We start from the raw sequence: 11893 nt of genomic DNA, 5'->3' as shown, positions 1-11893 counted from the left end.
AATATTTTTTATATCTTTCAAGCCTGTAACCAAGTGTTGCAGGCTTTTTTAATACCTAACAAAAAAATATGTGGAAATCGCATCCTAAGGCATTGCCTTACTTGTTTTTATCTGAAATGTGGGAACGTTTCGGTTATTACCTGATGATTGGAATTTTTACACTTTATTTAAAAGATGTAGAAACCGGTTTTGCTATGACCGAGAAAGAAGCTTCCGATTTGTACGGAACGTTCATCGCTTTAGTTTTTCTGACACCCTTCATAGGCGGATTAGTGGCCGACCGGTATTGGGGGTACAAAAAATCCATCATTATAGGAGGGATTATGATGGGAACCGGTTATTTTATGATGGGAATTCATAATCTGACCATGTTGTACGTTGCCATGACACTCGTAATTGTCGGAAACGGATTCTTTAAACCGAATATTTCCACGCTGTTAGGGAATTTTTATACCGAAGAGCAATACAAGGAAAAGAAGGACGAGGGCTACAACATCTTTTACATGGGAATTAATGTAGGAGCATTTATCTGTAATTTCTTTGGTGCGGCGCTGCAAATTCTTTTAGGCTGGAAGTTCGCTTTCATGGCAGCCGGAGTAGGGATGTTTGTCGGGGTAATGATTTTCATACTCGGAACTAAGCATTATGGCAATAAAACCGAGAAAAAAGGAGTACAGCCTAACGACATGCCTTTCTGGAAAATCGTGATGTTTATTTTGGTGCCTTCAGCTGTTTTTGGTGTAATCGGATGGTTGCTGAAAGGCGTTACTTCCGATACCAATCCCGACAGTTATATTTTTGGTTCCGACAGTACCGATGCGTTTATTTTCGCCTGTATTCCGGTAATTGTTTTTTATGCCAGTCTGTATTTTAAAGCGAAGGAAGACGATAAAAGACCTATCGGAACTTTGTTGGCCATTTTTGCGGTGGTAATTTTATTCTGGGCCGTTTTCAAACTGAACGGTTCGGCGTTAACCACCTGGGCAGACCGCTATACCGATCGCGAAATGACCGGAACTTCCAAATCGCTGTTCAGCAGTCTGAAATTAGCGAAAGAAGTCGAATTCAAAAAAGACTCCGTTGAATTGTACGATGCCAATTTCCGATTGCAGAAAGAAAACGGAATCGTGAAGAAAGAAGTAAATTATCCGTTATATTTCCGTAATGTAAAACAAGAACTGAAACCGGCTGAAGGGGCTAAAGTATCGCTTTGGGCAACCAATTTAAGTCAGTCCATAAACCCGGGATGGGTAATTATCTTAACGCCTTTAGTGGTGGCGTTCTTTACGTTTTTACGGAACCGGAAAAAAGAACCTACCACCCCGACAAAAATCGCATTCGGTTTGTTGATTTCGGCTTTATCGGTATTGGTAATGGTTGCTGCCGTAAAAATGGGAGCCAACGGAACGGAAAAAGTTTCGGTGTGGTGGTTGGTTGCCAATTATGGAGTGATTACTATCGGAGAATTGTTTTTAAGTCCGATGGGATTGTCGGTAGTTTCAAAACTAAGCCCTGCCAACATTACGTCCTTAATGATGGGTGGTTGGTTTTTGTCGACTTCTATTGGAAACAAATTGTCGGGAGTGTTGGCCAGTATGTGGGATCAGTACGAAGACAAAGCAGATTTCTTCTGGGTGAATTTCGCTTTATTGATGTTTGCAACATTGTTAATGTTTGCCTTATTAAAGCAGTTGAATAAAGTAATGAGAGAAAAAGGAATTAATTAATATGGCCACATCAATAGAACAGATTCAGGATTTTAAAGGAAAATATCCAAAACAGCTTTGGTATTTATTTTTTAGTGAAATGTGGGAACGCTTCAGTTTCTACGGCATGCGAGGGATGTTGGTGGTATTCATGGTAAGCCAGTTGTCCATGGGAGAAACCACCGCCAATTTACAATATGGTGCTACTCAGGCCTGGGTGTATGCCTTTACCTTTATAGGAGGCTTGTTTGCCGATAAAATTTTAGGTTTGCGCCGTTCCTTGTTTTGGGGCGGTTTGCTGATGATTATCGGAAGTGTCATTTTAGCTGTAGATCCGAAGAACTTTTTCTTTTTGGGGATTTCGTTTACCATCGTGGGAACAGGTTTTTTTAAACCGAATATTTCTTCCATGGTAGGACAGCTTTATAAAGACGGGGATGTGCGAAGAGATGCCGGATTTTCTCTTTTTTATGCAGGAGTTAATCTGGGAGCGCTTATCGGAGGGTATATTTGCATTGCTGTGGCCAAAGGAAGTTTGTGGGCGTCTTTGGTTCCGGAGCATTTGCGCTGGAATTTTGCTTTCGGATTTGCCTCCATCGTAATGATTATCAGTTTGCTGACGTTTACCCAAACCCAAAAAAGTCTCGGAGAAATTGGTCTGTCACCACTGCGTCATCTGGAAGATTCCAAACGTAAATTTTTTGAAATTGCTACCTATATCGGATCACTGGCCATAATACCAATCATCATTCTCATGGTGGCCAACACAAAGTATACCGACTATTTCATGATGGTTATCGGTCCGGCTTCCGTGCTGTATTTGTTTTATGAAATGAAGAACTTTTCAAGAGCAGAGAACCTGAAGCTTTTAGCGGCCTTAATTTTTATAATTTTTTCCATTTTCTTTTGGGCTTTCTTTGAACAGAGTGGAGGGTCTTTAAGTCTGTTTGCGGCGAACAATCTGCACGATACGGTTTTAGGGATAAAGCTTGATCCTAACGGCGTTAATAACTCGGCCAATTCATTGTTTGTAATTGCCTTTGCAGCGTTAGTGGGAATTGTATGGCTTTGGATGGCCAAGAAAAAGATAGAGCCCAATACTGTAGTGAAATTTGGCTTAGGCTTCTTGTTTTTAGCCGGAGGATTCTGGATTTTCTATTACACCAAATTTTTTGCCGGACCCGATGGAAAAACCTCACTGGATTTGTTCACCTTCGGATGGTTTATCATTACGTTCGGGGAATTGTGTCTATCGCCAATCGGGATGAGTGCCATGACCAAACTGTCACCACAGAAAACACAGGCTGTAATTATGGGGATGTGGTTTCTGGCGAGTGCCTACGGTCAGTATTTTGCCGGATTGTTAGGCGCAAATATCGCAGAAGCCTCTACCAATGCCAGCAATCTTGAAAAATTAAACGTGTATGCCGACGGGTACGAACAACTGGCAATTTACGCTTTAATCGCCGGTGTGCTGCTTATTGCGATTTCACCTTTGGTTAAAAAACTGATGCAGGACGTTAAATAAGATTTTTATTCGGCATTATTTTTGTTATTTAGTAAAAGATTTAAGCAGTGACGCGATGAAAAAAACACTTATACTATTCTTTCTTTTGGTTGGATTCCACGCGGTTCAGGCGCAGGAAAATGAGCTAACCTGGCATACCAACTTTGAAAAAGCTATGCAGCTTTCCCTTAAGGAGAAAAAGCCTCTGATGCTGTTTTTCACCGGAAGCGACTGGTGCGGCTGGTGTATAAGGTTGCAGAAGGAAGTATTCCACAAATCGGAATTTGCGGCCTGGGCTAAAGACAAGGTCATTTTGGTGGAATTGGATTTTCCGCGTAAAAAACAGTTGGAACCCAGCATGCAGCAACAAAATTACGGTTTGCAAAATGCCCTGCAGGTAAGAGGCTATCCGACCATTTGGTTTGTGACCGCAGAGAAAAAAGATGATGGTAAAATCAATTTGTCACAGCTGGGAAGTACAGGCTATGTGGCGGGCGGACCGGAAGCATGGCTTACAGGCGCCAATCAGATATTAGCTAATTTTAAAAAAGGATAACATGAAAAAAATACTTTTCGCCTTCTTTTTAGTTTTAGGGAGTTGGGCGGTTCAGGCACAGGAGGCAGAAATTAAATGGATGACCCTTGACGAGGCTCTTACGCTGCAAAAGAAACATCCCAAAAAAGCAAAACCTATTTTCATGGATGTGTATACGGATTGGTGCGGTCCTTGTAAATTGTTAGACAAAAACACTTTCCACGATCCGGAGTTTGTAAAATACATCACGGAAAATTACTACCCGGTAAAATTTAACGGTGAAGGAAATTCCGAAGTCAACCACAAAGGAAAAAAATACACCAACCCGAACTTCGATCCGAACCGTAGCGGCCGAAATTCAATACATGAATTTACTGTGTTTTTGCAGGTACATGGTTATCCGTCCGTTTATATTTTGGACAAAACAGGAGAAGTAAAACCACCGTTAATCGGATACCGAACCGCTCCGCAAATGCTGGAAGAACTGAAAAAAATCAATTAATCTTATAAAATCCCTTTTCGGCCGTCGCGTGGAAAGGGATTTTTGCTTTCTCACAAGTAGCTTTCCATCGGGTTACGCAGCTTTTGTAATTGGAACCGTCCGCCACGATTTGCTTGGGATGCGCTACAGCAATCAGCCGTTCCAGATTTAGTTTCGGAGATTGCGTCAACACGACGATTTCCGGTTTTTCTTCGAGATTGTAAATACCGAGACTGTCCACGATCAAAATAGCATTTTGTTTGTAATAAGCCACATTCTGAAACGGTAGAATTTTCAGTTGCCGGTTGAAATTGCCGCGTTGGTAAGCTTTCAGATTTGGATTGTCTTGTTGCAAACTGTCATTGGTGTAGGCAATAATTTCTTTTGAGGTTTTATGCAGAAACAGGGTAGACCGTTTGTTGTTGAAGATAATGAACTCCTCGGTATCACGGTGTTCGGTAACGGAAAACAGCAAGGTAATCTGAAAGAGAAAGGCCGAAATCAAAATACTGCACAGGCGCCTGTAATTCCGCTGACAGCCATATAGCACTGCAGTGACAATCAACAAATACATACTCAGGAGCAAGGGAAAGGAAAAAGGAATTTCTTTCAGGGTAAAACCGTCAAAGGAAGCAATCCAGGCGATGTAGTCATTCATCAGCGCAATGGAGAATGCCAGCAGTTTTCCCAGAAGGATTGCCAAAGACGGCCAGACGAAATTCAGCACTAAAATGAAAATTCCGTACACCAGTATGAAACTCGAAAGCGGAATAACCACCAGATTCGCCAGCAGAAATAAACTCGGAAACTGGTGAAAATAGTACAGACTGATGGGTAAAACACCAACTTGCGCAATCAGGGAAATCAACACCAGATCGATGCAATAATTGAGGACGGGGTTGTTTTTAAAACGATAGTTTCTGAACAAAGGCTGCAGCCAGACAATGGCAAAAACCGCCGCATAACTCAACTGAAAACCCACATCAAAAAGAAAATTGGGTCTGAGAAGCAGAATCGACAGCATGGAAACCGCCATCGCGTTGTACATATTGGCCGATTTGTTCCAATACTGAGCTAGGCTCATAAAACTGAACATTACCACCGAGCGTACCACAGAAGCCGATAATCCGGAAAGAACCGCAAAACTCCAGAGGAAACCCAATACTGCCAAAAGCTGAATGAGTTTGCCTTTTTTCAGGTGGATTAACGGCCGTAAAAAGAGGAGCAGCATGGCGTAAAGGATGGCAATATGCAAACCGGAAATCGCCAGAATATGGATCACACCGGCATCAGTATACTGCTGGTTGATTTCGGAATCCATGTCCTGCCGCTGCCCTAAAAGCAAGGCTTTGATGATGTTATGCGTGGCGTCCGGAAAGCCGTGAATGTTGAAGCTGTTCAGCAGTTTGTCCTGATACCGCTCCACATAATAATCGAAATTGTAATGCTGTGAAGCGATGCGGAACGATTGAGGTTTTAAGTACAATTGATGGTACACCTGCTGTTTTTCCAGATAGCCCTCATAGTCAAACTGATACGGATTGCGCAGGTTGGGAACGGGCTTTAATTCCTGATGAATATAAAGCTGTTGGCCTGCTTTGAGTTGCTTTGGAAATTCTTTTTTGGGTACGGTAAGCAATATTTTGCCGAAAACATCCCGATGGTCAAGCGAACGGATTTTCAGATAATATTTTTCAGCATACGCATTTGGTTTTAAGCGTTCCGAAATTGTGCCGACAATAAGGACGTTCCTGTCTTTTACAAAATGAGTATAGTGTTTATCGTAATTTCGGTCGGAATGCAGCGCGTAAGTGAGTGCTCCAATGGCCAGTGTGGTCAAAAGAACACTTGCTCCAAAATAGTTTTTCTGTAAAAAATCCTTTTGTGCAAAATAATAGGTAAGGGCTACCAGCAAGAAGCAAAAACCGCTACACAATAGGGTATTCAAAGGAGTAGCCTGTAAATACTGATTCAGAACAATGCCAAAAGCAAAACATATAACAATTATAATTATAGGAAATTTCGCTACTTTCATAAGGTAAAAGTAGAAAAAATTTTAAATTAAAAGAAAAAACTTACAAATTATTTAAGCGTGCCAATAATTAGCTGAGCTGTCTTTTCACTGGCTCCTTCGCCGCCCAGTTTATTTTCCAGATGGTCATACTCGGCCAGAAGACGGTTTCTGTTTTCGGCATTTAAAATTTTATGCAGTTCTTCCTTAATGCGTTTCGGATTGCAGTCGTTTTGAATCAGTTCGGTTACCACTTCCTTGTCCATGATTAAATTGACTAAGGAAATGTATTTTAAAGTAATGATTCGTTTGGCGATTTGATACGAAATCCAGTTGCCTTTGTACAGCACCACTTCCGGAATTTTAAACAAAGCCGTTTCCAGAGTGGCGGTTCCGGAAGTCACTAAAGCGGCATGCGCAACACTTAACAAATCATAGGTTTTGTTGGAGATAAAATGCACCTGATCATCCGTAAGAAACTGTTCGTAAAACGAAAACTCCTGACTGGGCGCTCCGGCAATCACAAACTGATACTCGGGGAAATCCTTCATGACGGCCAACATTTCGGTCAGCATTTTGGCGATTTCCTGTTTGCGGCTGCCCGGCAGCAAGGCGATGATTGGTCGTTCGTCTAAACCGTTTTCATTTTTAAATTCTGCCGCATCGGTTTTGGGCCGCTGATGGATGGCGTCGATAAGCGGATGCCCGACAAATTCTACCGGAAAACCGTGTTTCTTCTCGTAAAAATCCTTTTCAAAAGGCAGAATCACATACATTTTATCCACATCGCGCTTGATGGCTCTGATGCGGTTTTCCTTCCACGCCCAAATCTGTGGGGAAATATAATAATGGTTTTTAATGCCTTGTTTTTTGGCCCATTCGGCAATACGCATGTTAAAACCCGGATAATCAATATAAATCAGCACATCCGGCTGAAATTTTAAAATATCGGCTTTGCAGAATTTGATATTGTTCAGGATGGTCTTCAGATTCATGACCACTTCCGCAAAACCCATGAAGGCTAAATTGCGGTAATGTTTTACCAAGGTGCCGCCAGCCTGCTGCATTAGATCACCGCCCCAAAAACGGATGTCCGCCTGAGGATCATGCCTGAAAAGTTGTTTCATCAGGTTCGAACCGTGCAGATCACCCGATGCTTCACCCGCTATGATGTAGTACTTCATCTTATAAAATTACGGTTAGAATGGCTAAGACAATCGTGGCAAGAATCACGCCTCTGGCCATGAATTCTTTGTTGAACTTCAGTAAAAGGAAGAAGGCAATCAGGTTGAAAATGGCGCCCAGGGTAATGAGTTTTCCCATGTAGCCATTTGCGCGAATCATCTTTACATCGGATAGGGAACGGGTTTCGGTAAAGAAAAATAAAAAGAGAAAACAGCCTAAAGCAGCCGCAGCCAATCCGATAAGGAAACCGATAAACAATTCTTTTTTGTCCATTGCTGTATTTTTAATCGTTTTATGTTAAATCCCAGGTGTTCAGTTGCTGGATGGCGTGGTGTGCCGTTAAATCAAACTGGACCGGAACTATCGAAATGTACCCGTTCTTTAAAGCCCATTCGTCGGTATCTTCGCCTTTGTCCAAATTTACAAATTCTCCGGTAAGCCAGTAATATTCTTTCCCCTGCGGATTGGTGCGCTTGTCGAAACGCTCTTCCCAAACCGCTTTCGCCTGACGACAGACTTTTACGCCTTTAATTTCGGTTTTGGGCAGGTTCACATTCAGCACAACACCTTCGGGAAGGCCTTTTTCCAAAACTTCCGTCGCGATTTTTTTGATGTACGGCCGGGAAGGTTCAAAATCGGCATTCCAACTGAAATCCAAAAGGGAGAAACCGATGGCGGGAATACCTTCAATACCGGCTTCCACGGCGGCAGACATCGTGCCGGAATAAATCACATTAATCGAAGAATTCGAACCGTGGTTGATGCCGGAGACGCACAAATCGGGTTTTCGTTTCAGAATTTCGTGTACCGCAATTTTAACGCAATCCACCGGAGTACCGGAACAGCTGTATTCATTTTCCAGATCCGGATCGATTCTAACCTTTTCCAGATGCAGCGTGCTGTTGATGGTAATGGCATGTCCCATAGCCGACTGCGGACTGTCCGGAGCGACCACGATAACCTCTCCGATTTCCTTCATAATGGCAATCAGTGTTCGGATTCCCGGGGCTGCTATACTGTCATCGTTGGTTACTAAAATCAGTGGTTTTTTGTTCATGATTGCGCTTTATTGTTTACTTTCGCTAAAGTAAGCATTTTCCAAATGAAGCTGGTACAATTTTTGTGATTTACCGATTTAGGAATTTAAAGGAATCTTTAACAAAATATTAGTGGAACATTAAGGAAGGCGCTTGCTTTTTTATGTAATTTAGTGAAAAATACTAATGAAAACTTTTTGGCAGTTTATGAAGAGAAATTATAAGGTTGTATTGCTGATAACCGCTTTATCGGCAATACTGTGGAGTTTTATGCCTCACAAAAAGGAAGATCCGGAAAAAGACCGTCTTTTGCTGGAACTTTTAACTTTTGTATTGGAAAAAGGGCATTACGACCCCATTGCGATGGATGATGCATTTTCCAAAAATGTTTTCAAAGAGTATTTGAATGCGTTGGATCCTTCTAAACGTTATTTTGTACAGTCGGATATCGACGAGTTCAGAAAATACGAACTGGAAATTGACGATATGATTAAAAACAAAGATTTGCGATTCTTTGAATTGACTTATACCCGTCTGATCGAACGTATCGGAGAGTCCCGAAAACTGTACAAAGACATTTTGGACAAACCGTTCGATTTCAGCAAAGAGGAAACCATCAATACGGATTACGAAAAAATGCCGTTTTCCAAAAACCGTTCGGAACTTAAAAACCGTTGGGAAAAACAACTGAAACTTTCGGTATTGTCTTCGGTAACGGATAAATTAAAACTGGAAGAAGATAAAAAGGAAAAAGATGCCAACTATCAGATGAAAACGTTGGCAGAATTGGAGAAAAATTCCCGTGAAACAACCTTAAAATCCTTGGATGAGTATTTCGATTTTGTGGGAGATTTAGACCGTAACGACTGGTTCTCAATCTACATCAACGCCATCGTAGAGCGTTTTGATCCGCATACCTTTTATTTTGCTCCCGAAGAAAAAGACAAGTTCGACATCAGCATGAGCGGAACCTTAGAAGGTATCGGCGCCCGTCTGCAGAAGAAAAACGACATCACCGAAATTTCCGAATTGATTCCGGGCGGACCGGCCTGGAGAGGCAAAGAGCTGGAACAGGGCGATTTAATCCTGAAAGTAGCCCAGGGCAATGCCGAACCGGTTGATGTGGTAGGCATGCGTCTGGACGATGTGGTGAAAAAAATCAAAGGGAAAAAAGGTACGGAAGTGCGTTTGACCGTTAAAAAAGTAGACGGTACCATTAAAGTGATTTCCATTGTCCGCGAAGTGGTGGAGCTGGAAGAAACCTATGCGAAATCAAGTGTGGTGAAGCAGGGCGATAAGACTTTTGGAGTTATTTATCTGCCGAAATTCTACATCAACTTTGAAAATAAAGACAACCGCGATGCATTTAAAGACGTAGCCAAAGAAATCGAACGTCTGAAAGCAGCCGGCGTGGAAGGCATCGTGATGGATTTACGCGATAACGGCGGTGGTTCGCTGCAAACCGTGGTAGACATGGTCGGATTGTTCATTGAAGACGGTCCGGTGGTACAGATCAAATCGGCCGGCAAGCGAAAAGAAGTGTTGTACGACAAAGATTCACGTGTGCAATGGGATGGTCCGCTGGTAGTGATGGTAAACAATTTCTCCGCTTCGGCTTCTGAAATTTTTGCAGCCGCTATTCAGGATTACAAGCGCGGTATCGTGATCGGAAGCAAACACAGCTACGGAAAAGGAACCGTTCAGAACCTTATCGATTTGAACCAGTTTGTGCGAAGCAATTCGTATGGCGATTTAGGCGCCTTAAAAACCACCACGCAGAAATTCTACCGTATTAACGGAGGTTCTACCCAGCGCGAAGGCGTTTTGAGCGACATCGTAATGCCGGATCGTTATTCGTATATCGATATGGGAGAGCGCGATATTGAAAACGCAATGCCTTGGGACAAAATCGATGAAGCCGGTTATAAAGTGTCTAAAACAGCAAATTTTAACGATGTGATTGCCAAAAGTAAAGAGCGAATGGCGGCCAATCCGACTTTCCGTTTAATCGATGAAAATGCAAAATGGATTAACGAAAGAAAAGATGTAAACGTATACAGCCTGAATTTCAACAAGTTCAAAGCCGAAGAAGATGCTGTTGAAGCGGCGGCTAAAAAATTCAAAGGAATTTCTGAATATAAAAACAACTTACAGTTTACCTCTTTGCCTTACGAGCAGGAATTGTTTAAAAACGATACCGTTCTGGCACAAAAACGCGAGAGATGGCACGAAAGTCTGTCCAAAGATATTTATGTGGAGGAAGCTTTGAATGTGTTGTCGGATATGAAAACCAATGCAGTTATCAGCAAAGGCAACATCAATTTAAAAGACAAAAAGAAAATTGCCGAAGTGAAGCAATAAGCTGAAAAATAAAAAAAGGTAGTATCTCACTAACTGTGTAAGTATAAAAATAATGGGGTTTTAAAACCCCATTATTTTTTTGTTTAATTTTAATTATTACACAGTTTATGAAAAAAGACTATTTATTATCAGACGAATTTTTAAAGCAGTTCAAAACGGGTGAAGATTTGAACGATTTTTTAGCACAATTGCAAAAGCGTGGTTTAGAAAAAATCCTTGAAGGCGAATTGGACGCTCATTTAGGGTATGATAAACACGAGAAATCTACTTCTTCCAACTCTCGCAATGGTTTTTCTAATAAAAAAATAAAAACCTCCTTTGGAGAGTCGGAAATTCAGGTTCCCAGAGACCGCGAAGCCACTTTCAATCCGATGATTATCCCAAAACGCCAGAGTATGGCTGATGGATTGGAAAATGTTATAATATCGCTTTACGCCAAAGGAATGAGTGTAAGCGATATTGAAGAACAAATCAGAGAAGTGTATAATTTTGATGTATCGACTTCTACTATATCTCGTATTACCGAATCAGTAGCTAATGATATTATTGCTTGGCAAAACCGCCCATTAGATCCCGTTTACTTAATTGTTTGGATGGATGGGATTGTGTTTAAAGTTCGGGAAAGTTCCAAGGTTATTAATAAGACTATCTATTTAGCTGTAGGCCTGAACAGAGATGGTAAAAAGGAAGTTTTGGGAATGTGGTTAGGTAAAAACGAGAGTGCCAGTTTTTGGTTAGGTGTATTGACTGATTTGAAAGCTCGTGGCGTTGAAGATATCCTCATTACAGCTACCGACAATTTAAACGGATTCACTCAAACCATTAAAAACGTATTCTCCGAATCTCAAACACAAATCTGTGTGGTGCATCAAATTAGAAACTCGGCTCGTTATGTGGTTTGGAAAGACAAAAAGGAATTTTCTAAAGACATGAAGCAAATTTATGATGCTCCAACAAAACAAGCTGCTCGGGGTGCATTAGAGGATTTTACCAATAAATGGAATCATAAATACCCTTATGCCGTCAAATCATGGCAGGAAAACTGGGAGGAACTTACTGTTTTCTTTGAC

Annotated in this window: 10 protein-coding genes; 6 read left to right on the top strand and 4 right to left on the bottom strand. The window is 41.6% G+C overall.

Annotation, left to right across the window (positions count from 1 at the left end; translation table 11 throughout):
- The first annotated feature begins 68 nt into the window (after window positions 1–68).
- From G498_RS0104005 to G498_RS0103990, 4 genes are read left to right on the top strand one after another with little or no spacing between them, the layout of a single operon-like run.
- The gene (locus G498_RS0104005; protein WP_026979974.1) at window positions 69–1727 is read left to right on the top strand and encodes a peptide MFS transporter; all 1659 of its coding nucleotides are present in this window, start codon (window positions 69–71) and stop codon (window positions 1725–1727) included.
- A 1-nt stretch (window position 1728) separates the two neighbouring features.
- Window positions 1729–3234 carry a peptide MFS transporter gene (locus G498_RS0104000; RefSeq protein WP_035743976.1) on the top strand — a complete coding sequence of 502 codons (1506 nt, stop codon included), beginning with the start codon at window positions 1729–1731 and terminating at the stop codon, window positions 3232–3234.
- Between the two features lie 55 nt (window positions 3235–3289).
- A complete protein-coding gene (locus G498_RS0103995) occupies window positions 3290–3769 on the top strand; it encodes a thioredoxin family protein (RefSeq protein WP_026979972.1) in 480 nt (159 codons plus the stop codon).
- A 1-nt stretch (window position 3770) separates the two neighbouring features.
- Window positions 3771–4250, top strand: a complete 480-nt coding sequence (locus G498_RS0103990; protein ID WP_026979971.1) for a thioredoxin family protein — start codon at window positions 3771–3773, stop codon at window positions 4248–4250.
- On the opposite strand, the gene G498_RS0103985 is transcribed toward G498_RS0103990, so the two are convergent.
- The 4 genes from G498_RS0103985 to surE form a co-directional block, all read right to left on the bottom strand.
- Complete coding sequence (locus G498_RS0103985; protein WP_211227762.1) at window positions 4243–6177, bottom strand: ComEC/Rec2 family competence protein; 1935 nt, start codon at window positions 6175–6177, stop codon at window positions 4243–4245. The two genes, G498_RS0103990 and G498_RS0103985, sit on opposite strands and share 8 nt — an antisense overlap.
- 134 nt (window positions 6178–6311) lie before the next feature.
- Window positions 6312–7424, bottom strand: a complete 1113-nt coding sequence (lpxB, locus tag G498_RS0103980; protein WP_026979969.1) for a lipid-A-disaccharide synthase — start codon at window positions 7422–7424, stop codon at window positions 6312–6314.
- A 1-nt stretch (window position 7425) separates the two neighbouring features.
- Window positions 7426–7698, bottom strand: a complete 273-nt coding sequence (locus G498_RS0103975) for a hypothetical protein (RefSeq protein ID WP_026979968.1) — start codon at window positions 7696–7698, stop codon at window positions 7426–7428.
- A gap of 19 nt (window positions 7699–7717) precedes the next feature.
- Window positions 7718–8482: a 5'/3'-nucleotidase SurE gene (surE, locus tag G498_RS0103970; protein ID WP_026979967.1), complete on the bottom strand. Its 765-nt coding sequence runs from the start codon at window positions 8480–8482 to the stop codon at window positions 7718–7720.
- Window positions 8483–8648: 166 nt separating this feature from the next.
- Here surE and G498_RS0103965 point away from each other — a divergent pair, with 166 nt between their 5' ends.
- Window positions 8649–10823, top strand: coding sequence for a carboxy terminal-processing peptidase (locus tag G498_RS0103965; protein ID WP_026979966.1), 2175 nt, complete (start codon window positions 8649–8651; stop codon window positions 10821–10823).
- Between the two features lie 107 nt (window positions 10824–10930).
- Window positions 10931–11893 (top strand): IS256 family transposase (locus G498_RS0103960; protein ID WP_026979965.1); only part of this gene is annotated, 963 nt, incomplete at its 3' end.

The organism is Flavobacterium suncheonense GH29-5 = DSM 17707, from assembly GCF_000430025.1.
Taxonomy (GTDB): domain Bacteria; phylum Bacteroidota; class Bacteroidia; order Flavobacteriales; family Flavobacteriaceae; genus Flavobacterium; species Flavobacterium suncheonense.
Note: the sequence above shows the minus strand (reverse complement) of the source record. Positions and strands in the feature narration are given on the sequence as shown.